The organism is Mesorhizobium sp. M0894, from assembly GCF_040319725.1.
Taxonomy (GTDB): domain Bacteria; phylum Pseudomonadota; class Alphaproteobacteria; order Rhizobiales; family Rhizobiaceae; genus Mesorhizobium.
In genome coordinates this window covers 255,666-277,098 of the sequence record NZ_JAMYOG010000006.1, presented here as the reverse complement: position 1 = coordinate 277,098, position 21,433 = coordinate 255,666, and the positions used below count along the sequence as shown (strand labels likewise).

The following is a 21,433-nucleotide window of genomic DNA, read 5'->3' as shown; positions in this document are numbered from 1 at the left end:
TTATGCGCTTTTCGACCCCATTCGCACGCCGCCGACCTGATACATTCTTGAAACCTACCGCTGCCCAAGAGGCGCAACATTTCGGAAATATACACGAAATGTATTGACTATAGGGCCTATACGGCTGCATAAAATGGCCAACACGGAGAGAATTTGGTGACATGCGTGATAAAAGAAAGAAATTTGTAGAGCTCACAGAGGCGCGCGTAACTCGTGCGATCAAGGATATCCGACTGATTGGCAACCTCGCCAACCGTAATGCCTACGACTACACGGATGAGGACGTGCGCAAGATATTCAGGGTGCTCGCAAAAGAACTGGATTTGGCCAAGTCGCGCTTTGGCGGCGACAGCGGTGGCAAAGACACGGAATTCAGACTGGAGGAATGATGGCACACTGGGAATTTAACTTATCGGACCCTTCGAGCGTCCGTGTGGGCGTCACGCAGCGTGATCAGTTCAACAACGATGACGTTGGGCTGGCCGAAGCCCTCGTACGCGAAGTCATCCAGAATTCGTCTGATGCGCATCTCGACCCGGACGCGTATTCAGACATCGGTCCAGTCAAGGTCCGGTTTTCTCTCAAGGCAATTCACGGCGGTGAAGCGCAGAAACTTGCTCAGCAGATTTCGGCGCTGACACCCCACTTCACTGCATGCGGTATTGATACGGCTCCGCTGGCCGAGACGAGCTGCCGCATCCTGGTAATTGAGGATTTCAATACAAAGGGCCTGACAGGCAGCTTTGATGACATCGACAAAGGCAATTTTGACAGTTTCTGGCGAGTGGTCGGTGACTCCGAAAAATCAGGTCAGTCGGGTGGCCGGTGGGGGCTTGGAAAGCTCGTGTATTCCTCGTCTTCCCGGCTGCGGGTGTTTTATGGATTGACAGTCCGCAAGGGCGACGCCGGACCCGCCCTTATGGGTCAGGTAGTGGCGGCCAACCACAGGATCGGCGATCATTATTATCCGTCACACGGCTTCTGGTTTGACCAGCGGTCCACCGGCAACCTGAAACTTCAGCTTCCCATTACTGATGCCACCGAGATCGCGGCCTTTGGCAGCATGATGGGTATTTCCCGTTCCGGACAGACTGGTCTTTCTCTGGCCATTCCATACGTTCTGCCTGGCATTGATGAGGCGACAATTATCGAAGGCGTCGTCGCGAACTACTATTTTCCCATTCTTGCAGGCCGCCTGGTCGTCGAGGTTGGCGACACTGTCATCAATGCCTCTACGTTTTTGGAAATCGCTGAAAAATCACAAAGCGTCTCGAACGCTCAGACGCCATTCGAGTTCGTGAAGGAGATCAGTGACAAAGCCGACAAGACTGCCGGGATTTCTGCCATCAAGCCGATCGGCAGCGAGCAACTGGATGAATCGCATTTCACCGCAGACGACATCGCGACGATGAAGAAACTCTATGCCGACGGCCAGCTGGTTCACGTTCGTGTTCCGGTAATCGTCAAGCCAAAAAATGGACCCGACAAGTCGTCAACGATCGATCTGTTCCTGGAGGCACTTCCTAACGGTGAGCGTCCCTATTGCCTTATTGGTCGTGGCCCGATCATCCTACCAGGAGAGCGTCGCTACTTTTCCGGTGCAATGGCGCGTGGGGCACTCGTGGCAAATCACACTGGCATTGCAGCCCTGCTCGGCGATGCTGAAAACCCGGCGCATACCGCGTGGAATCCGCGCGCTGAAAAACTCGGACAAAACTGGCGCAACCCCCAGCAGACACTCACGGCCGTACGTCACTCCCTGCGCAATCTCTACGGCCTGATCGCCGAACATGCAGAGACTGAAGACAACGAAGCCCTGCTCGACTTTTTTTCTCTCGCAGATCAGGCGCAGGGTGCGAAGGGTAAGAGAAAAAAGACGCCCAAACCGATCATCATCGTTACACCACGAGAGAAGGCAATCAGCATCAAGGCGCGAAAAGGCGGATTTGAAATCGTCGCTGGCCCTGCTGCTGCGAAGTGGACATATCCCCGCGCCATTCGCGTCCGCATGGCGTATGACATGATCGGAGCCAATCCGTTCAACCGCCATAGCAAGTTCGATTTCGATCTTAACACGGATGACGAGATCCAGCTCGATGCAAAAAATGCAGATATCGAAATCATCAAACCAAATGTCGTGAAGCTGATCGTCCAGTCTCCAGAATTTCACTTGTCTGCCGGAGGTTTTGATCTGAAGCGGGACGTTGTTGTCGATGCGAGGGCCAACCCATGAGCTCAGCCAAACGCCGCATCAACTCAACCGGCCGCCGGCGTGTCGCCCGCGAGAGCATCGATATCAGGATGCTGGAAGGCGCGCCGGGTGAACCCCTGAAGGCCAAAGCGTCTCTGTCACTCGATGACCTTGGATTTCCGGCACACGCAGCCGTTTCAATTGAAGCATACCATCGCTCATCGGGCATGCGTTTTGAATGCGGAACGGTTGGTGCACTCGCCATTCCCTCCGTCCTTGTTCTGGATCAGGTTGATCGCAGCGGATCGGTGCTTTTCCGCGTCAAGGTCGTCGACAACGACATTGAGTGTGGCAAAATTCTTGGGTCTGCGGAACGTGTGCAGCCGAAGAGTGAAGAAGACACGCAAGGTCGAAAAAATCTTTTTCCCATCCTGTTTCGTGATCTCGTTGACGAGGTGTGGAAGGTCGAAATTAACCCGGGTGACCGGCCCAAGCTTGTCATCAACACGCGGATGCCAGGTTTTTCGCACCGGCTTCAACAGAACGCCCTTTTGCAGGGACTGCTCCTGCCTGCCGCGTTCAGGGTTGTGCTTGAAAAGCTCGTTCTTGATCCTGATGCCGGCGAAGATGACGACAATGGCGGCTGGAAGGAAGAATGGCTGCAGTACTGCGAAGCCGAGCTTGGCATGTCGCGTGACGTGGCACAGTGGGAAGAGGAAGAGCGGATCGACTGGATTGAAGAGAGTGTGAGGAAGTTCTGTAATCAGAAGGGTTTCATCAAACGCATTCGACTGATGGAGGGGAACGTCTGATGGCACAGAAACTCAGGAAGCTGAACGAAGAAGGCATTGCCCTTTTCAGGGAGTACATCACTTTGGGCGCAGGCGGTCCTGCTCCGGTCGAACTGCTCGACGGACCGGACACATCTGAACCCGTCGCCGGAAACACCATACTCGGCACGGGAAACTTCAAGGATCGATACGAATTCGGCATTTATCTACGCACCATGCTTTCATCGCTTGACCCGGCAGTCATCGCGAATGATCAGGGCATCTGGAGTGCACTCGCACTCTACTGGTTTGACGTCCTTTGTCCGGCAACGGCCGCCGGCAAGCGTGAACCAGACAAGGAGTATCGTTACGTATTAAGTGATGATTACCGGCACTATTATCGGCATCTCGTCCGCTCCCCATGGCAGCTTGTCCGGGATCATGGAGTCAACGCGCAGTTCTTGCTGATTTCACCTAAACAGCAGGCGCATCCTCTTACCGTGCATGGTGAAATTCTGGAACAGTTTGGGGGGCGTCAGCAAGTGCTGGCCAGCAAGCCCATCATAGCGGCCGCCAGCAAAATGTACTTCGATACAAAAACAGGAAGGCCACGGACCGGTGTTGCAGGGAGCGGCAGAGAAAGCGCGCGCCGGTTCGGTATGGTACTGCGGCAGCTTGATCTTACTTATGATCCGGAATGCATGGCGGATGTCGCTTTCGTCGGCATCCTCCCTGGAGAGTTTGATCGCTGGAAACGAAAGGCGAAAGCAGCAGCTAACTCTCATGAAACGCATGATGTTCAGCAGGTCGCCGCGCAATAAGTGGAAGCTTCCAAAGCTGCATCATTCTGAAAAAATGGTGGGCGGTACAGGGATTGAACCTGTGACCCCTTGCGTAATAGCGGAGTTAAAACGACAAATCTGTCGTTACCTTTCAAGGCGTTAGGTGCTCTAGATCTAAAGAGTGGACCTCGGAGAAATGGCGCACCCGACAGGATTCGAACCTGTGACCTCTGCCTTCGGAGGGCAGCGCTCTATCCAGCTGAGCTACGGGTGCCTTCAGGATCGGTGATCCCAAAAACGAACCAGCCGGTAAACCGGCCAGCCACGGCTTCTTAGCGGAAGCAGCGCCGGGCTTCAACGGCGAAATGGAATTGCGCCTGCTTCCTCAGTCAAGGGATCACAGGTTCAGCCTAGTGGTACACTAGATCTGCTATATAAGCTTCTTTTCTAAAGCGCGGGAAATTGAACTTGCGATCAGGAATCGATCTGTTGCAGAGCCAAACGCAGAAGCAAGTGTTCGAACCCGCTCCACGTCCCTGAGGCTGTATGCGACACCCGCATCCACAGCCCGCTGGATCGCTCTTAGCCCCCAATATTGGACAAAAGGTTGTTTTGTGTTTTCAACGGTCTCAATCAATGCGCTCACGTCAGCCGCCTCTGGAAATGCAAACGCATACGCAATAGCACCAAGCTGCTCGCCCGCTTCCTTGCTTCGTAGAGCTTCATTGTGGCCCGGCCAGTTCCTCCCAAGTCTGCTAGCTTCCTGCAGCATCTGACCGAACAATCTATCCATGGCAGCAGTTCGAGCCGGCCCACCCGGCATACTCCCTCGAACTGCTGCATAGTTTTTTGCCAATGCCACTAAGCTTTGGACGGATCCATCCCGGCCTGCGGTATCGAGTCCTTGTTCAGCTTCAGCCCCGGAAAAAAGGGCCAAATCTTGCGACCGAAGTGCAATTTTGGACGCTGACGCGGCCTCGTCCTTCGTCTCTTGAACCTCCTGCTTAAGGTCACGCAACTCCGCTTCTATCAAACCGGGAATCGCTATCTTGGAAATGATCGGAGCGAGCCATGGAATGACAGCTACTATGAACAGAGCAACACTAACTGAATCGATGCGCGCGAAAAGTGCTGGGAACAGTATGCGAAGCAGTACAGCAGCAAGCGCCCCGATACTGATCGCTATTCGGAGGCGCTTATGGGAGGCCATTGCGCTGTTCAATGTTGTAGTTGCGTTAGCTCCCATGGCATCCCCCTTAGCTCTGCCAAGGAACCAGCCGGTAAGGCCGGCCAGCCACGGCTTCTTAGCGGAAGCACGCGCCGGCTTCAACGGGCAATCGCGGATGGGCTTAAGTTGCCGTAGCAGCCCTGGGGGAGACAGACACCGTTCCGTCCGGCGGCCGCACCTGCTCATTCCGTCGTGGTAAGCACGGCCTTGCCGCTGATGCTGCGCTGTCGCAGCGCGTCCAGGGCCTGGGCGACGTCCCGCCACGGCACGGTCAGGACCACGCGCGTTTCGAGCCGGCCGGCTGCGATCAGCGCGAGCAACGAGGCGATGTCGGCGCCGACCTCCGGACCGGAAGCGTAGTAGGCGAAGGTCTGCAGCCGCGCGCCTTCGTGACCCGGGACGAACTGGCGGAACCCGATGGGCGTGAGTTCGCCGCTGCTCGATCCGAACATGACGACGGTCCCGCCGGGCGCCACCCGTTCGATGGCGTGGGCGAGGCTGTCGCCGCCGACCGACTCGGTAATCAGCGAGAACAGTCCTTCGGCGAGCTCGATCGTTTCGACGACGCGCTCGGCTCCGAGGCCGCGGAGATCTTCGGCATGCCGGGCAGCGGCGACCGCCGTCACCGACGCGCCCTGCTGGCGGGCGATCTGGATCTGGAAACGGCCGACTGCGCCGCTTGCGCCGGTAATCAGGACCCGCTGGCCGGCCAGGTCGCCGCCGTGGCGCAGGGTCCGCAGCGCGGTCGTGCCTGCAACCGGAACAGTGGCGGCGGAGACGAAGCTGACGCCGTCCGGCAGCAGGGCGAGGTGGTCGGTTGGAACGGCGACGCGCTCGGCCCACCCGGCCTCGTCGACCAGAGCCGCTACCCGGGCGCCGACGGCCGGCCCGGAGCCATCGGCCGCGGCGCGCTCGACAATTCCGGCGACGTCCTGGCCAGGCACCCAGCCGTCAGGGCGGATCTTGAGCAGGCGCAGTTCGCCGCGATTCAGCGAGACTGCCCGGACTGAGACCAGCGCCTGGTGCGGGGCGGGCTCGGGCTCGCCAAGCTCGGCGAGCTTCAGCCCGGTGGCGCTATCGGAAGATGTGACCAAGGCGAGCATTGGTATCGTCCTTTCTTGCTGCATGGGGGACGCCAGTCTGTTTTCGTGCGCCGGGCTTGTTGGTCCGACGTTCAGAACGCAAGCAGGGTATGACAATCTGGAAGCCCGCCCTGTCGTCTTCTGAGTTACTCAAGGCCCTAAACTATCGACTTTGCCGATGGAATAATTTAGCTATCATGTCACCTGATCGCTAAAATCAGTCAAAATGAGACAGCCTCTCCGCTACCCTTGGCCGAATTTCGATCCGGATGACGTCCTTGCGCCGGCAATCGCCGTGCGCGTTGACGTTACCGAAACCAGGGCGGAGGTGCCGGACCACCACCACCGCAAAGGCCAACTCGTCTTCGCGCTCGGCGGCGGCGTCACATGCCGCGTCCCCAGCGGCCTGTGGATGGTGCCGCCCCATTGCGCGGTGTGGATTCCGGGCAACATGGAGCACAGCAATGTCGCGACCGCCAATGCCCGGATTTTCTTCGTTTATATCGAGCCGGGAGCTGCCGAGCTGCCGGACCGGTGCTGCACGCTTTCGATCTCGCCGTTGCTGCGCGAGCTCATCATCGAGCTGGCGGATCGCGGTGAGGACGATGACGCCAGGAGCGAGCTCCTGACCAGGGTACTGCTCGCCGAACTGCCGCGCATGCCTGTCCAGCAGCTGCATTTGCCGATCTCGTCCGAGCCGCGCTTGAGGCGTATCGCCGCGGCGTTGGCGCAAGATGCTGCCGACCGCAGCACCCTGGCGGAATGGGCCAATCGCGTCGCGCTCAGCGAGAGCAGTCTCGCACGTCTCGTGGTAAAGGAGACAGGGCTGACCTTCGGGCGCTGGCGCCAGCAATTGCATTTGATCGTCGCAATGCGCGAGCTCGCCTCCGGCGCGAGCGTGCAGCAGGTTTCGGCCGATCTCGGTTACGAATCGGTCACCGCCTTCATCACCATGTTCAAGAAAGCGCTTGGCAAGCCGCCTGCGAAGTATCTCAGCAGTGTCGCTCAAAACGGCGGTTCTGCGTTTGTCGCCCGATGAGCGCCCTGATCCGCCGCCCGCCGGACGTCAGCCGTCACTGCTCCTCGGCGTACAGCAGCCGCGTCTTTGCCGCCGATGCCGTCGACAGGCTGCGCTGGATCAGCGCCTCGACATGGTCGTTGCGCTGGCGCGCGCTGTCGGCGCCCATCACCACGATGATCAGCCGGTGCCCGTCCGCATCATAGGAAGTAACGATGTTGAAGCCGGAAGCCCTGATGTAGCCGGTCTTGATGCCGTCGACGCCGCGCACCCGGCCGAGCATGTCGTTGTGGCCGCGCACCAGCCTGCCGCGGAACATGAAGTCGCTTTCGGAGAAATAGTGGAAATGCTGCGGGAAGCGGGCGTGCAGCGCCATGCCGAGCACCGCCATGTCGCGCGCGCTCGTGTGCTGGTCGCCGTCCGGCAGCCCCGAGGCATTGCGGAACACGGTGCTGCTCATGCCGATCTGGCGCGCCTTGGCGGTCATCATGCCGGCGAACGCCTCTTCGCTGCCGCCGAGATATTCGGCAACGGCGACCGCCACGTCATTGGCCGATTTGACGACGATGGCGCGGATCGCCGAATCGACGTCGATGGTCTCGCCGCGCCTGAACCGCAGCTTGGTCGGCGGCTGCCGGGCGGCGTTGTCCGACACCGGAATTTGCGTCTCCTTGCTGATGCGGCCCTGGTCCAGCGCCTCGAACAGAAGGTAGAGCGTCATCATCTTGGTCAGTGACGCCGGATAACGCGGCGCCGTCGAATTGACCTCGAACAGCGTCTTGCCGGTACCGGCATCGATGACCATCGCGGCATATTTCTGCGGCGGCGCCGGCACCGCCAGCACGCTGTCAGGGGGCGTCACCGTCGTACAGCCGGCCGCAAACAGCAGCAGCATCAGCACCGCGACGTAATTGTGGATGAGCGAAAAGAAGCGGAAGGCGGACAAGTCGGTTCCGAAGGCAGGCTGTTTCTGAGACGAGGCGAAGCTATCTTAACGCAAAGGCACAGTCCATTTGGTTAATATCGTCGCGCCCTGGAATGGTGCCCTGTCCACAGGCAGACGTGGCGGCTGTGCCAAGCCGTCCGATGCGAATTGCCGGCCGCCGCGCTTGCGCAAGGGGCGGCGAGTGGGCTTTGCTGGCGCCGGCAGAATCGGGCCGCCAGAATCGGGCTGGCAGAATCGGTAGGTGCGCACATGGATACGGTCACGATTACGGCAAAGGGGATTTCGGTATCGGTTGATCTTGCCGTCGGCCATCTCGCCGACATGGCGATCGAGATCGACGGCCGTCGGCTGAAGCCGCTGCATCGCGCACCCTGGGTCGAAGAGCCGCGCGAGACGCTGCCGAAAGATCTGCCTGAAGGGACGGTCCACCTGTCCGGCGATTTCCTCTGCGCGCCGTTCTCGACCAGCGACGTCGAAGCGGCACCTTTGCATGGCTGGCCGGCCAATAGTCGCTGGGACGTCGTCGACAGCGCAGCAACGGCCGATGGCTGGCGCGCCGTCTTCCGTCTGCAGCGTCCGGTCATGGGCGCGACCGTCGACAAGATCCTGACCTTGCGCGACGATCATCCGTTTCTCTATCAGGAGCACGTCTTTTCCGGCGGCGCCGGCGCCATTCCCGTCGCCCACCACCCGATGACGGTGATGACGACCGGCGGCAGGCTGGCCTTCTCGCCGAAGCGCTTTGCCGCGACGCCTAATGAGGCGCCGGAGCCCGATCCCGCCCGCGGCCGCTCTTTGCTCGCCTACCCGGCGCGGACAGCCGACCTGACGCGCTTTCCCGCCGCCGGCGGCGGCACGATCGACCTGACCGGCTATCGCATGGACCAGCAGCGTGAGGACTTCGTGACGCTGGTCGAGGCCGATCATGGCGGGCCGGGCTGGACCGCGCTGGCGCGCCAGGCGGAAGCCGATCTGGTGCTGGTGCTGAAGAACCCAGCCGAACTGCCGGTCACCATGCTGTGGGTCAGCAATGGCGGGCGCGATTACGCGCCATGGAGCGGCCGCCACCGCGGCGTGCTCGGCATCGAGGACGGCCGCACGGCCGTCGGCCATGCCGCATCGCTCGGCGACAACTGGCTGAAGCATGAAGGCGTGGCGACCGCGTTTGCCCTTTCTGAAGGGCGCAGCTTTTCGTTCCGCCATGTCATCGGCGCACTGCCGTGGCCATCCGGCGAGCCGCCGCGCGACGTCGCGAGCTTACCGGGCCGCATGCGCATCCTGGCCGCCGACGGCGCCGTGCGCGACATTGGCTTCGACAGCGATTTCCTGCGGATAGGCAAATCCAGGCCCAATTGAAGGCCTGGCACAATCCGGCGTTTGAAATTTCCGAAAACTGCCGCCAAAATGCGCCAGAACCACCGTAAGGGCCCAATGTCAGAGATCGCCCATATTGCTGCTGCCATCTTCAAGCGCGCCGGCAAGGCGCCGCGCTTCATCGTTGCCATTGCCGGTCCGCCCGGCGCCGGCAAATCGACATTGTCGGCAGGCTTGCACGACCTGCTGCCGGAAGGCACGGCGGAAGTCGTGCCGATGGATGGCTTCCATTACGATGATGTCGTGCTCGAGCGACGCGGCCTTCGCCAGCGAAAAGGTGCCCCGGAAACCTTTGATTTTGCCGGCTTCGAAACGCTGCTCAAGCGCATCCGCGCCCGCGAGCCGGATATCGCGATCCCGGTCTTCGACCGCAGCATGGAGCTGTCGCGCGCCGCCGCTGCGATCATCGCCGCCGACACCAAATTCATCCTGGTCGAAGGCAATTATCTGCTGCTCGACGAAGAGCCATGGACGCGGCTGGCGCCGCTGTTCGACTTCTCGATCTTTGTCGATGTGCCGCGCGCCGACCTCGAGCGCCGACTGCTGGAGCGATGGCACGAGCACGGCCGGTCCGACGAGGACGCGCGCGCCTGGATTGCTTCCAACGACATGCCGAACATCGATCGCGTGCTTGCCCGTCGGCGGCCCGCCGACCTGGTCGTTGGTGAACAGGCCTGATCTGTAAGGACTGTTCGGCCGGAACCTTAACACTTTCAGGCCGTTATCCCGGACACGGCAATCGTGCCGCATGAGGGAACAGTTCGATGGAAACCATGGCAAGAAAGCCTGCGCCCGCCAAGGGCAAGGCAACACGATCAAAAGCAACCCGAGCGAAAACCAGCGCCGGCCCGGCAGTGGCGGCCCGCTCCAAGGACGCTGCAAAGCCCAGCTTTGGCAAGGCGGCGCCGAAGAAGGTGGTGCCTGCTGCGAACAAGGCCGCAGCTCCCAAAGCCGCCAGCCCTAAAAAGCCGGCAAGCAGCAGAGGCTCGATCGCAGGCAGCGCAATGCGCACCGTCAAAACGACGGCTAACGTCGCCGCTGGTGCCGTGCTTGCGACCGCCAAAGGTGCGGCGTCGCTTGCCGCTTCCGTAGTCGGCAAGGGCGGCTCAAAACCCCGGACCAAGGCAAAATAGCCGGGCCAGTCAGGCTTTCGATCAGGCTCTGGCCGGAATGGTGAGGCCCCTCTGCACCGCCGGCCGGGCAAGGCCGCGCTCCAGCCATGCGCCGACGCGCGGGAAATCGTCGAAACCGACGAGTTCCCGCGCCTCGTAAAAGCCGATCAGATTGCGCACCCATCCAAGCATCGAAATGTCGGCGATGGTGTAATCGTCGCCCATGATCCAATTGCGGCCCTTGAGCCTCGTTTCGAGGACGCCGATCAGCCGTCGCGACTCGTCGCGATAACGTTCCAGCGGGCGCTTGTCGGCGATTTCGCGCCCGGCGAATTTGTGGAAGAAACCGACTTGGCCGAACATCGGCCCGATCGAAGCCATCTGGAAGAACACCCACTGGATCGTCTCGTAACGCAGCGTTGCGTCTGCCGGGACCAGCTTGCCGGTCTTGTCGCTGAGGTAGAGCAGGATGGCGCCGGATTCGAACAGGCCGATCGGTTTGCCGCCCGGGCCGTCCGGATCGATCATCGCCGGTATCTTGCCGTTCGGGTTCAAAGACAGGAATTCCGGGGTCCAGCTCTCGTTCTTGCCGATGTCGACGGCATGCGGCTCGTACGGCAGGCCAAGTTCCTCCAGCGCGATCGATATCTTCACCCCGTTGGGCGTCGGAAACGAATAAAGCTGAATGCGGTCGGGGTGGCTCGCCGGCCAGCGCCTGGCGATCGGAAACGCGGACAGATCGGTCATCGAAACTCCTGGTCGGGGGGCGCCCCGAACGGCGCGGTCATGGCGGGTCGCAGAGAGTTAGGCGCGACGCTTGGCGCGATCAATATGCGCATGGAAAGTTTCACCGGCCCCGAAAGGGGCGCGGTCAGACGGCCTTGACCGCCAGCACCGCATTGGTGCCGCCGAAAGCGAAGCTGTTGCTGATCGCGATGCGTACAGCGCGCTCACGCGCCACGTTCGGCGTGATGTCGAGGTCGCAGTCGGCGTCGGCTTCCCGATAGTTGGCGGTCGGCGGCACGATGCCGTCGCGGATCGCCATCACGCAGGCGATCATTTCCAGCGCGCCGGACGCGCCGAGACAGTGGGCGTGCATCGATTTGGTCGAGGAGATAGAAAGCTTGTAGGCATGGCCGCCGAAGACACGCTTGATCGCCGCCGTCTCGATCTGGTCGTTGGCCTTGGTGCCGGTGCCATGCGCGTTGAGATAGTCGACGTCCTCCGGATTGAGCCCCGCATCGACGAGGCAGAAGCGCATCGCCGCCTCCGGCCCTTCGATGGTCGGCGCAACGATGTCGGAGGCGTCGGCGGAAAGGCCGACCCCGGCGATTTCGGCAAGGATGGCGGCGCCGCGCGCCATGGCATGCTCATAGGTTTCCAGCACCACCATTCCCGCACCCTCGCCGAGCACAAGGCCTTGGCGATCGGCCGAAAACGGCCGGCAGGTGTCCGGCGACAAGACCCGCAGGGCCTCCCAGCCCTTGAGGATGCCCCAGACCAGCGGCGCATCGGTGCCGCCGGCGACCATGACGTCGGCGCGGCCGAGCCTGATCTGGTCGACCGCCGAGGCAATGGCGTGGTTGGATGACGAACAGGCAGAGGTGATGCCGAATACCGGCCCGCGCAGACCAAGATTCATGCTGACGTGGCCGGCGGCCGCGCCCGGCATTACTTTCGGCACGGTGAAGATGCCGGCGCGGTTCTTGCCTTCGAGCAGGATGGCGCGATAGCTCTCTTCGATTGCCTCCCAGCCGCAGACGCCGACGCCGACGATGGTGCCCATCCGATAGGTGTTGGCCGCGTGCAGGTTCAATCCCGCCTGCTGTGCCGCCTCCCGCGCGGCGATCGTCGCCAGAAGGCTGAAGCGGTCCATCGACACGACCTGCTTGCGGTCGATGCCGTGCTCGGGAAGCGTTTTGATTTCGCAACCGACCCTGACCTTGAGGTCATACAGCTCGGAATTGACGATCGCACCGATTGCCGAACGGCCGGTGCGCATCTCATTCCATATTGCTGGTGCATTGGTGCCGAGCCCGCATAACCCGCCGATGCCCGTGATGACGATGCGCTTGTGCATTCAGTCAGGCTTTTTTCGCGATCAGCGCGCGAACCGCCTCGACCATGTCGCCGACATTCTTCAGATTGCTCCAGGCATCGACCGTGTTCATCTCGATTTCGATGCCATACTCTTCCTCGAGATCGAAGATGATTTCCGTCAGTTCCAGCGAATGGATGCCAAGGGCGGTCAGTTCGGTACTGGTGGTGATTTCCTCGCCGCCCGGCTCGGCATGAGCCTTGATCTTGGCGATGATATCGTTTGCCAGCTGGTCAGCCATTCGGTTTCTTCCCCAACTCTGTCGTTTCCCGACGCCAACTGATCAGCGCCCCTTTTGTCCTCGATTACGTCGTCATCGTCGCCTTTTACCCCCGCCAGGCGCCGATGACCGTACCAAGGTGGCTCCCTCTATAGAAACCGAAACGCTGTCAAGCAACAAGCTATATATCGACAAAGCCGCCGCAGTGCTTAACGTTGGTGTCGTGGACACGATCGCATATAGCTTGAGCTCAGTGCCGCCGGCCCAGCGCGTTGCCGGCGTCGCGCGGCTTGGCTGCGACTGGAACGGAGGCCGCACGCGTCTTCGGCGCTTGTACCAGGACGGCTCGGCCAAGATCCGCATGCCGGCAGTCTCGGCCGATCCGCTCGAAGCTGTCCTGATCAACACTGCCGGTGGGCTGACCGGTGGCGACCGTCTCGCCTGGCAGGTCGATGTCGGTGCCGGCGCCTCCGCAACCATAACAACGCAGGCCTGCGAGAAAATCTACCGCGCCGCATCCGATCGCGCCGAAGTGCGGGTGCAACTGACCGTCGGCGAAGGCGGCCACATTGCCTGGCTGCCGCAGGAAACCATCGTCTTCGACCGCTCGGTCTTTGCCCGCACGCTTGACGTGGAGCTTGCCGCCGGAGCCGAGGCGCTGATCCTGGAGGCTACTGTCTTCGGCCGCCTGGCCATGGGCGAACGGGCAGCGCAAGGCTATTTCCACGACCGCTGGCGCGTCCGCCAGGACGGAGCGCTGGTCCATGCCGAGGAGTTCCGCATCGGGCCCGACATTGCGGCCACCTTGAACCGTACGGCTGTGGCCGGTGGCGGCATCGCCGTGGCGACGCTGCTGATGGTGTCGCCGCGGGCAGAGGCTTTGCTCGAGCCGGCCCGGGGCATGGTCGGCGGCCAGGGCGGCGTCAGTTTCTGGAGTGTGCGGAAATCTGGCAAGCTTCTTGCGAGGCTGTTCGCCGAGGACGGCTACCAGCTCCGCAAGCGGCTGGTGCCGCTTGTCGAATTGCTCAACGGGCGGGCGGGCCTGCCCAAATTATGGTCACTCTGATTTCGATTATGCCACTGCAGGAAAAAGCATGAATCTGACGCCGAGGGAGAAAGACAAGCTGCTGATCGCCATGGCCGCGATCGTGGCCCGCAAGCGGCTCGAACGCGGCGTCAAGCTCAACCACCCGGAAGCGATCGCGCTGATCACCGATTTCGTCGTCGAGGGTGCCCGCGACGGGCGCGCGGTCGCCGAGCTGATGGAGGCCGGCGCCCATGTCGTGACCCGGGCGCAGGTGATGGAAGGCATTGCCGAAATGATCCACGATGTGCAGGTCGAGGCGACGTTTCCCGACGGCACCAAGCTGGTGACCGTGCACGAACCGATCAGATAATCACCAAAGGCGAGGAGAGGAAAATGCTTGAGCTGCGTCCCAACTGCGAATGCTGCGACAAGGATCTGCCGCCCGATGCGACAGATGCGGTGATCTGCACCTTCGAATGCACCTTCTGCGCGGACTGCGCCCAAAACGTGCTCGGCGGCGCCTGTCCGAATTGTGGCGGCAACTTCTCGGCCCGCCCGATCCGTCCGGCAGCGATGCTGAAGAAATATCCGGCCTCGACCCAGCGCATTCTCAAGGCAGAGGGCTGCGGCCCGGCCCGCAAGGCCGCGTGAGAGGCATGATGATCTCGAAGATGGAAGGTACGCCGATGATCCCCGCTACGATGAAACGCACAACGCTGTCGGCGGTCCTGCTGCTGGCGGCAGCTGGGCCAGCCTATGCCCATGTCGGCGACGGCACGGTTTCGTCCTTCACCGCCGGCTTTACCCACCCGCTCTCCGGCCTCGATCACATGACGGTGATGATTGCCGTCGGCCTGTGGGCAGCGCTCAAGGGCGGCAAAGCGATCTGGGCATGGCCGCTGGCTTTCGTCGGCATCATGCTGGCCGGCGGCGCGCTCGGCATCCTGCATGTGCCGATGGCTTTCGTCGAGCCGGCCATATTGGCGTCCGTCGTGGTGCTCGGGCTGCTGGTTGCGCTCGCCGTCGACCTTCCGGTCTCGGCCGGCGTCGCCGTCATCGGCCTGTTCGCGTTGTTCCACGGCTATGCCCACGGCACCGAGGTGCCCGGAAATGCGGGTGGGCTCGGCTACATGGCGGGCTTTGCCGCCGCCACCGCGCTGCTCCACGCCGTCGGCATCACTGCCGGTTTCAACCTCGGCTGGCGCTTCCGCGGACTTGCCCGCGTCGCCGGGGCCGCCTGTGCCACGATTGGCGCCGGCCTTGCTTTCGGCGTCCTGTGAGGGCCGCAATGTTCCCAGGTGAAATCATCACGGCAAGCGGCGAGATAGAGCTGAACAAGGGTCTGGCGACCGTCACCTTGAAGGTAGCCAACAGCGGCGATCGGCCGATCCAGGTCGGCAGCCATTATCATTTCTTCGAGACCAATGAAGGGTTGAGATTCGATCGCGACCAGGCCCGCGGCATGCGCCTCGACATCGCTGCCGGCACCGCCATGCGCTTCGAGCCGGGGCAGGAGCGTGACGTTACCCTGGTGCCGTTCGGCGGCAAGCGCGAAGTCTACGGATTTCAGCAGAAGATCATGGGCAAGCTGTGAGATCGAAGGCGTCGAGCAGTTTCGGCTCAGCCGGGCGGCTTGGCCGCCGCATAGATGACGACCTTTCCCGGATCGTCGAATTCCACCGCCAGAACGTCCTCGGTTTGCACTCTCCGCGAGTCGATGGCGTTGAACAGCAATGCGTTCGCCTCGATCTCCTTGCGCAGCTCGGCAATGTCGTCCCGATGTTGCCTGACCTTGTTTTCGATCGCCGGCGGCGGGCCGCCTTCGGTGCGCGCGGCGTCGGTAAGAAACACGATATCGACCTTGTCGAGCTTGGACGTCTTGCGCACGACAGCGATGTTTTCACGCGTGCGGTCGATCGCCGAGCTGACCTTGCCGGCTTCCGCATTTGTCTTGGTCTCTTCCTGGCCGACCTCCGAGCCGACGATCCGGTTGACGGTCTCGGCGCTATCGAGGCTCTGCGCGTTCAGCGCGGCGTGCGGAATGCTGGCTGCCAGAAACGCGGTCGCAGCAATCCCATGCAGCCATCTGGTGTCGGAGAAGGTGGTGATCGCCATCGCTCGTTCTCAGGCTCCTTTTCGAGGCTTGTGTCAGGGCGACAGGACCGAAACGTAACTTCCCCTGTGAAGGTTCCCTTTGCGATGCGGCGGGCTGACCGGGCGCCGGCCCGCCGCCTCGCCTCGTCAGCTGGCTTTCTTGGTGATCAGCGTCAGCGCGCCATTGGTGCTCATGCTGGCGGCGATCACCTGCGCCGAGGTGAGTCCTTTCGCTTCGAGCGCGGACTTGACCTCCGGTGTCGCGTCGATCGAGCCGCGCAGCTTCTGCAAATCGGCATCGCTGCGCTTAGCGATCACCTCGTTGACCTTGGCTTGAGTGTCCGCCGGCAGATCCTTGATATCGACGACATTGATCGCCTGAATGGTGGGCGCCTGCGGCTGCGCCCCGGGCGCGGCAGGAGCAGGAGCGGCCGGCGCCGGACTGGGCTGCTGCGCAGGCTGTTGCTGGGCGCTGGCGGCGGTTGCGAGCACCAGCGTGGCGGCGGCTGCCAGAAGGGTCGTTTTGCGCATGGATGTTCCTTTCCATCGATTGGCAAATGGTCGTTTTGGGGTGGCCCGCCCACCTCAACCGCCAAATGGGATCGGAAAGTGTCGCTCAGCGGGTCATTGCGTGACCATAGGATGGCGGCAATGTGGGTCCCGGCTTCGACAAGCGGTATTTTCGGGCTGTATTTCGGGAGCAATTGCTGATGGCTAAAATCACCCGCGCCGCCTATGCGCAGATGTACGGCCCGACCGTTGGCGACAAGGTCCGGCTCGCCGACACCGAACTGTTCATCGAGGTCGAAAAGGATCTCACCCTTTACGGTGAGGAGGTGAAATTCGGCGGCGGCAAGGTCATCCGCGATGGCATGGGCCAGAGCCAGGTTTCGCGCGCGCAAGGCGCGGTCGACACCGTCATCACCAATGCGCTGGTCGTCGATGCCAACGCCGGTATCGTCAAGGCAGATATCGGCCTCAGGGACGGCCGTATCGCCGCGATCGGCAAGGCCGGCAATCCGGATACTCAAGGCGGCGTCACCATCATCATCGGCCCGGGCACCGAGATCATCGCCGGCGAGGGCAAGATCCTGACCGCCGGCGGCTTCGACGCGCATATCCACTTCATCTGCCCGCAGCAGATCGAGGAAGCGCTGATGTCGGGCATCACCACCATGCTCGGCGGCGGCACCGGCCCGGCGCACGGTACGCTGGCCACCACCTGCACGCCTGGGCCGTGGCATCTGGCACGCATGATCCAGTCTTTCGATGCCTTCCCGATGAATATCGGCCTGTCGGGCAAGGGCAACGCGTCGCTGCCTGCCGCGCTCGAGGAGATGGTGCTCGCCGGCGCCTGCTCGCTGAAGCTGCATGAGGACTGGGGCACGACACCGGCTGCAATCGACTGCTGCCTGTCGGTCGCCGACGATTACGACGTGCAGGCGATGATCCACACCGACACGCTGAACGAGTCCGGCTTCGTCGAAAACACGGTGGCGGCGATCAAGGGCCGCACCATCCATGCCTTCCACACCGAAGGCGCCGGCGGCGGCCACGCACCTGATACCATCAAGGTCTGCGGCCTGCCCAACGTCATTCCGTCCTCGACCAATCCGACCCGCCCCTACACGGTCAACACGCTGGCCGAACACCTCGACATGCTGATGGTCTGTCACCATCTGTCGCCGTCGATCCCCGAAGATATCGCCTTTGCCGAAAGCCGCATCCGCAAGGAAACCATCGCCGCCGAAGACATTCTGCACGACATCGGCGCCTTCTCGATCATCTCGTCGGACAGCCAGGCCATGGGCCGCGTCGGCGAAGTCGCGATCCGCACCTGGCAGACCGCCGACAAGATGAAGCGCCAGCGCGGTTCGCTGCCGCAGGAGACCGGCGACAACGACAATTTCCGCGTCCGCCGCTACATCGCCAAATACACCATCAATCCGGCCATCGCGCATGGCCTGTCGAAGGACATTGGCTCGGTGGCGGTGGGAAAACGCGCCGATCTCGTGCTGTGGAATCCGGCGTTCTTCGGCGTCAAGCCGGACATGGTGCTGATCGGCGGCATGATCGCCGCCGCCCCGATGGGCGATCCCAACGCCTCGATCCCGACGCCGCAGCCGATGCACTATCGGCCGATGTTCGGCGCCTATGGCAAGGCGATGACCAATTCGTCGGTGACATTCGTTTCGAAAGCCGCGCTCGACGCCGGCCTGCGCGGCAGGCTCGGCGTCGACAAGCAGATGGTGGCAGTCGAGAATACCCGCGGCGGCATCGGCAAGCATTCGATGGTGCTCAACGACGCCACGCCGCATGTCGAGGTCGACCCCGAAACCTACGAGGTCCGCGCCGACGGCGAGTTGCTCACCTGCGAGCCGGCCACCGTGCTGCCGATGGCGCAACGCTACTTCCTGTTCTGAACCATAGGCGTTAGAACGACCGATGTAGAACATGCCGCGCCAGGCCTATGGACCAGCAACTCCCTTACGCCCACGACATTTTCCCGCATATCCGCATTGTCCTGGGCATGGTGATCGGCCTTGGCGTCACACGGCTGCTGTCGGGGCTCGCCCGCATCGTCCAGCATCCCGGCCAGTACCGGCTCTATCCCGTGCACCTCGCCTGGGTTGCGTCGGTGCTTCTGATGCTGGTGCATTTCTGGTGGTGGGAGTTCGGCCTGTTCCAGATCGAGAATTGGACCTTCGGCAAATACCTGTTCATCATCTTCTACGCCGTCACGCTGTTCCTGCTCTGCGCGCTGCTGTTCCCGGATTCGATGCTGGACTACACCAGCTATGAGGATTTCTTCTATTCGCGCCGGGCCTGGTTCTTCGGCCTGCTGGCGGCGACCTATCTGCTCGACGTGATCGACACGCTGCTGAAAGGGCCGGAGCATTTCGCCCATTTCGGCATCGAATATCTGATCCGCACGCCGGTTTTCGTCGCGCTTTGCGTCATTGCGATCCTGCTGCGCGACCGCCGCTTTCACATCGCCTTTGTCGCCGGCGCGCTCGTCTATCAGATATCGTTCATCCTGCGGCTCTTCGACACGATCGTCTGAGCCCCATTGGGGCGGCGGACCGGATAGTCTAGGCTTTTTGCGAAAGGCAGTCTTACATGAAGCTCGATATTCGCACCGACTTCACCAAATTCCCGCGCGCCGTCTCCGTCCTGGCCGCAGGCGAAGCCGGAACCACTACGCCATATGACAGCGCAGTGCTTGCTCATGACGAGCGGCATCTGCGCCGTCGCGCCATCGAAACGGCCCGTAGCGACAAGGTGCTGGTCGACCTGCCCGAACCGGTGACGTTGAACCATGGTGACCGGCTGGTGCTGGAGGATGGCCGCCAAATCGAGATCATCGCGGCCGCGGAGCCGCTCTACGACATCAGGGCCAGCGATCCTGTCCATCTGGCCGAGCTTGCCTGGCACATCGGCAACCGCCATCTCGCCGCCGCAATCGAAGCTGGGCGCATCCTCATCCTGCGCGACCATGTCATCAAGGCGATGCTGGAGGGATTGGGCGCCATTGTGAGCGACGTCTCCGAGCCGTTCAAGCCGGTGCGCGGCGCTTATTCCGGCCATGGCGGGCACGGCCATGCTCATGCCGAGGCGCATACGCACAGCCACGCCGAAGCGCATTCTCATAGCCATAGCGAATCGCATTCCCACAGCCATTCGCACGACCATGACCATGACTGACCAGCCTTCCAACATTGCATTGTTGCGGCTGATGGCGTGGCTGTCGCCTTCCTTCCCGGTCGGCGGCTTTTCCTACAGCCATGGCTTGGAACAAGCCGTGCATGCCGGGCTGGTTGCCGACAGCAAAGACCTTGCAGCGTGGCTGGAAACGCTGGTCGAGATGGGTTCCGGCTGGAACGATGCGGTGCTGTTTGCCGAAAGCTGGCGCCGGGCGCGCGAAGCCGGCGATCTGGTCGAGGTCGCTGCGCTCGCCGAGGCCCTAGCCGGCTCGCGCGAGCGTCATGCCGAAACCATGCTGCAGGGCGCCGCCTTCCTGAAGGCGGCCTCGGCCTGGCCGTGCCAGGTGCTGGACCGCCTGCCGGCCGAATGTGCCTATTGCGTCGCCGTCGGTGCCGTCGCCGGCGGCCACGGATTTATGCTGCGGGATGCGCTGGCCGGCTTCCTGCAGGCCTTCTTTTCCAACCTCGTCCAGGCCGCGATCCGGCTTGGTGTCGTTGGCCAGACCGGAGCGTCCGCGCTGCTCGCCGGCTTCGAGCCGCTGGCCTTGGCGACCGCGGCCCGCGCTACCGGCTCGACGCTCGACGATCTCGGCGGCTGCGCTTTTATCTCCGACATCACGGCGAGTAGGCACGAGACCCAGTATTCGCGGCTGTTCCGCTCATGATCGTCCTCGCTTTCGCCCTCTCGCTGGTCCTGCTGCTGATCACCGCGCTGCATGTCTATTGGGCTATTGGCGGCATCTGGCCGAGCATGGATGCTGCCTCCTGCGCCCGCGCCGTCATCGGCTTTCATGGCGTCGACGAAATGCCGGGACCCTTCGCCAGCTTCGCCGTTGCCGCCTGCCTCGGCCTGGCGACACTGTGGCCGATGGCGCTCGAGGGCATCTTTGCCACGCCCTTTCCCAAGGCCGGGCTTGCCGCCACGTCGCTGCTCATCGCGCTGGTTTTCCTGGCGCGCGGCATTGCCGGCTTCACGCCGTGGTGGCGCCGGCTGACGCCCGAGCAACCTTTCGCGCGGCTCGATCTGCGTTATTATTCGCCGCTGTGCCTGCTGATCGGCCTCGGCTTCGCCATCCTTGCCTTCACGGAGTTCCCCGCATGATATCCCCGAACGGCCCTCTTCGCATCGGCATCGGCGGTCCGGTCGGCTCCGGCAAGACGACGCTCACCGAAAAGCTCTGCAAGGCGCTGCGCGACGAGTTCTCGATCGCCGTCGTCACCAACGACATCTACACCAAGGAGGACGCCATGATGCTGGCGCGCCTCCAGGCGCTGCCCGAAGATCGCATCATCGGCGTCGAGACCGGCGGCTGCCCGCACACCGCCATCCGCGAGGACGCCTCGATCAATCTGCAGGCGATTGCCGAAATGACCAAAAAATTCCCGGATCTCGACATCATCTTCATCGAATCGGGCGGCGACAACCTCGCCGCCACCTTCTCGCCGGACCTTGCCGACCTGACGCTCTATGTCATCTCGGTTTGCCAGGGCGAGGAGATTCCGCGCAAGGGCGGACCGGCGATCACCCGGTCCGATTTCCTGGTCATCAACAAGAGCGACCTTGCGCCCTATGTGAACGTCAATCTCGATGTCATGGAGAGCGACGCCGCCCGCATGCGCGGCAAGCGGCCGTTCGGTTTCACCGATCTGTCGCGCGGCAAGGGGCTGCAGGAGGTCATCGATTTTATCGTCGAGCATGGCGGCCTAAGGGTCGGCGCCGCCGCCAGTACGGCAGCATAGCAATCGCGTTCGCCTGCACCAAACGAAACCGGTTGCGCGTCTTCCCG

Annotated in this window: 27 protein-coding genes and 1 tRNA gene; 18 read left to right on the top strand and 10 right to left on the bottom strand. The window is 62.2% G+C overall.

All coding sequences use genetic code 11. The features are described from left to right. Positions 1–161: 161 nt before the first annotated feature. From NKH91_RS14765 to NKH91_RS14750, 4 genes are read left to right on the top strand one after another with little or no spacing between them, the layout of a single operon-like run. The gene (locus NKH91_RS14765; protein ID WP_352884824.1) at positions 162–389 is read left to right on the top strand and encodes a hypothetical protein; all 228 of its coding nucleotides are present in this window, start codon (positions 162–164) and stop codon (positions 387–389) included. Next, complete coding sequence (locus tag NKH91_RS14760; RefSeq protein ID WP_352884826.1) at positions 389–2,233, top strand: hypothetical protein; 1,845 nt, start codon at positions 389–391, stop codon at positions 2,231–2,233. The genes NKH91_RS14765 and NKH91_RS14760 overlap by 1 nt, the downstream gene beginning before the upstream one ends. Then, entirely contained in the window at positions 2,230–3,003 is a 774-nt protein-coding gene (locus NKH91_RS14755; RefSeq protein ID WP_352884827.1) for a hypothetical protein, read from the top strand. Before NKH91_RS14760 ends, NKH91_RS14755 begins: the two co-directional genes overlap by 4 nt. After that, a complete protein-coding gene (locus NKH91_RS14750; RefSeq protein ID WP_352884829.1) occupies positions 3,003–3,782 on the top strand; it encodes a hypothetical protein in 780 nt (259 codons plus the stop codon). Before NKH91_RS14755 ends, NKH91_RS14750 begins: the two co-directional genes overlap by 1 nt. A 158-nt stretch (positions 3,783–3,940) precedes the next feature. On the opposite strand, the gene NKH91_RS14745 is transcribed toward NKH91_RS14750, so the two are convergent. From NKH91_RS14745 to NKH91_RS14735, 3 genes are all read right to left on the bottom strand, one after another. Beyond that, positions 3,941–4,017: transfer RNA gene (locus NKH91_RS14745), tRNA-Arg, on the bottom strand. 156 nt (positions 4,018–4,173) lie between these two features. Then, positions 4,174–5,073 (bottom strand): hypothetical protein, encoded by a 900-nt coding sequence (locus tag NKH91_RS14740; RefSeq protein WP_352846840.1) that lies wholly within the window; start codon positions 5,071–5,073, stop codon positions 4,174–4,176. An 80-nt stretch (positions 5,074–5,153) separates the two neighbouring features. Then, positions 5,154–6,074 carry a zinc-binding dehydrogenase gene (locus NKH91_RS14735; RefSeq protein ID WP_352846843.1) on the bottom strand — a complete coding sequence of 307 codons (921 nt, stop codon included), beginning with the start codon at positions 6,072–6,074 and terminating at the stop codon, positions 5,154–5,156. Between the two features lie 205 nt (positions 6,075–6,279). Here NKH91_RS14735 and NKH91_RS14730 point away from each other — a divergent pair, with 205 nt between their 5' ends. Continuing rightward, positions 6,280–7,092, top strand: coding sequence for an AraC family transcriptional regulator (locus tag NKH91_RS14730; RefSeq protein WP_352846845.1), 813 nt, complete (start codon positions 6,280–6,282; stop codon positions 7,090–7,092). A 34-nt stretch (positions 7,093–7,126) separates the two neighbouring features. Here NKH91_RS14730 and NKH91_RS14725 read toward each other — a convergent pair whose 3' ends face one another. Continuing rightward, positions 7,127–8,017 (bottom strand): D-alanyl-D-alanine carboxypeptidase family protein, encoded by an 891-nt coding sequence (locus tag NKH91_RS14725; RefSeq protein WP_502898992.1) that lies wholly within the window; start codon positions 8,015–8,017, stop codon positions 7,127–7,129. A gap of 249 nt (positions 8,018–8,266) precedes the next feature. On the opposite strand from NKH91_RS14725, the gene NKH91_RS14720 reads away from it, so the two are divergent. After that, positions 8,267–9,373, top strand: a complete 1,107-nt coding sequence (locus tag NKH91_RS14720; protein WP_352846848.1) for a hypothetical protein — start codon at positions 8,267–8,269, stop codon at positions 9,371–9,373. Positions 9,374–9,448: 75 nt separating this feature from the next. Next, entirely contained in the window at positions 9,449–10,069 is a 621-nt protein-coding gene (locus NKH91_RS14715) for a nucleoside triphosphate hydrolase (protein WP_023722552.1), read from the top strand. 43 nt (positions 10,070–10,112) lie between these two features. Here NKH91_RS14715 and NKH91_RS14710 read toward each other — a convergent pair whose 3' ends face one another. The 4 genes from NKH91_RS14710 to NKH91_RS14695 all read right to left on the bottom strand — a co-directional run bounded on the left by NKH91_RS14710 (position 10,113) and on the right by NKH91_RS14695 (position 12,842). Then, positions 10,113–10,409 carry a hypothetical protein gene (locus NKH91_RS14710; RefSeq protein WP_198030571.1) on the bottom strand — a complete coding sequence of 99 codons (297 nt, stop codon included), beginning with the start codon at positions 10,407–10,409 and terminating at the stop codon, positions 10,113–10,115. A 136-nt stretch (positions 10,410–10,545) separates the two neighbouring features. Next, positions 10,546–11,250, bottom strand: a complete 705-nt coding sequence (locus NKH91_RS14705) for a glutathione S-transferase family protein (protein ID WP_352846850.1) — start codon at positions 11,248–11,250, stop codon at positions 10,546–10,548. 124 nt (positions 11,251–11,374) lie between these two features. After that, complete coding sequence (locus tag NKH91_RS14700) at positions 11,375–12,583, bottom strand: beta-ketoacyl-[acyl-carrier-protein] synthase family protein (protein ID WP_352846852.1); 1,209 nt, start codon at positions 12,581–12,583, stop codon at positions 11,375–11,377. A gap of 4 nt (positions 12,584–12,587) precedes the next feature. Continuing rightward, positions 12,588–12,842 carry an acyl carrier protein gene (locus tag NKH91_RS14695; protein WP_023677013.1) on the bottom strand — a complete coding sequence of 85 codons (255 nt, stop codon included), beginning with the start codon at positions 12,840–12,842 and terminating at the stop codon, positions 12,588–12,590. Between the two features lie 223 nt (positions 12,843–13,065). Between NKH91_RS14695 and NKH91_RS14690 the strand changes: the two genes are divergently transcribed. The 5 genes from NKH91_RS14690 to NKH91_RS14670 are packed head-to-tail and all read left to right on the top strand — an operon-like array spanning position 13,066 to position 15,442. Further along, entirely contained in the window at positions 13,066–13,887 is an 822-nt protein-coding gene (locus tag NKH91_RS14690) for an urease accessory protein UreD (RefSeq protein ID WP_502896922.1), read from the top strand. Positions 13,888–13,915: 28 nt separating this feature from the next. Then, complete coding sequence (locus NKH91_RS14685) at positions 13,916–14,218, top strand: urease subunit gamma (protein WP_023677011.1); 303 nt, start codon at positions 13,916–13,918, stop codon at positions 14,216–14,218. A 23-nt stretch (positions 14,219–14,241) separates the two neighbouring features. After that, positions 14,242–14,499 carry a DUF1272 domain-containing protein gene (locus NKH91_RS14680; RefSeq protein WP_023722547.1) on the top strand — a complete coding sequence of 86 codons (258 nt, stop codon included), beginning with the start codon at positions 14,242–14,244 and terminating at the stop codon, positions 14,497–14,499. 35 nt (positions 14,500–14,534) lie between these two features. After that, entirely contained in the window at positions 14,535–15,128 is a 594-nt protein-coding gene (locus tag NKH91_RS14675; RefSeq protein WP_352846947.1) for a HupE/UreJ family protein, read from the top strand. A gap of 8 nt (positions 15,129–15,136) precedes the next feature. Beyond that, positions 15,137–15,442: an urease subunit beta gene (locus NKH91_RS14670; protein ID WP_352846854.1), complete on the top strand. Its 306-nt coding sequence runs from the start codon at positions 15,137–15,139 to the stop codon at positions 15,440–15,442. Positions 15,443–15,468: 26 nt separating this feature from the next. On the opposite strand, the gene NKH91_RS14665 is transcribed toward NKH91_RS14670, so the two are convergent. Both NKH91_RS14665 and NKH91_RS14660 read right to left on the bottom strand, forming a co-directional pair. After that, positions 15,469–15,963, bottom strand: a complete 495-nt coding sequence (locus NKH91_RS14665) for a hypothetical protein (protein ID WP_023722544.1) — start codon at positions 15,961–15,963, stop codon at positions 15,469–15,471. A 126-nt stretch (positions 15,964–16,089) separates the two neighbouring features. Then, the gene (locus NKH91_RS14660; RefSeq protein WP_023722543.1) at positions 16,090–16,473 is read right to left on the bottom strand and encodes a hypothetical protein; all 384 of its coding nucleotides are present in this window, start codon (positions 16,471–16,473) and stop codon (positions 16,090–16,092) included. Positions 16,474–16,652: 179 nt separating this feature from the next. Between NKH91_RS14660 and ureC the strand changes: the two genes are divergently transcribed. The 6 genes from ureC to ureG are packed head-to-tail and all read left to right on the top strand — an operon-like array spanning position 16,653 to position 21,386. Continuing rightward, positions 16,653–18,365, top strand: a complete 1,713-nt coding sequence (gene ureC / locus NKH91_RS14655) for an urease subunit alpha (RefSeq protein ID WP_502898991.1) — start codon at positions 16,653–16,655, stop codon at positions 18,363–18,365. A 47-nt stretch (positions 18,366–18,412) separates the two neighbouring features. Continuing rightward, the gene (locus tag NKH91_RS14650; RefSeq protein ID WP_352481502.1) at positions 18,413–19,006 is read left to right on the top strand and encodes a hypothetical protein; all 594 of its coding nucleotides are present in this window, start codon (positions 18,413–18,415) and stop codon (positions 19,004–19,006) included. A 56-nt stretch (positions 19,007–19,062) separates the two neighbouring features. Continuing rightward, complete coding sequence (ureE, locus tag NKH91_RS14645) at positions 19,063–19,647, top strand: urease accessory protein UreE (RefSeq protein WP_352481503.1); 585 nt, start codon at positions 19,063–19,065, stop codon at positions 19,645–19,647. Beyond that, on the top strand, positions 19,640–20,311 hold the full coding sequence (locus NKH91_RS14640; protein ID WP_352846858.1) for an urease accessory protein UreF: 672 nt from the start codon (positions 19,640–19,642) through the stop codon (positions 20,309–20,311). The genes ureE and NKH91_RS14640 overlap by 8 nt, the downstream gene beginning before the upstream one ends. Next, complete coding sequence (locus NKH91_RS14635) at positions 20,308–20,748, top strand: DUF3995 domain-containing protein (protein ID WP_352846860.1); 441 nt, start codon at positions 20,308–20,310, stop codon at positions 20,746–20,748. Before NKH91_RS14640 ends, NKH91_RS14635 begins: the two co-directional genes overlap by 4 nt. Beyond that, a complete protein-coding gene (gene ureG / locus NKH91_RS14630; RefSeq protein WP_352791970.1) occupies positions 20,745–21,386 on the top strand; it encodes an urease accessory protein UreG in 642 nt (213 codons plus the stop codon). Before NKH91_RS14635 ends, ureG begins: the two co-directional genes overlap by 4 nt. Positions 21,387–21,433: the final 47 nt, after the last annotated feature.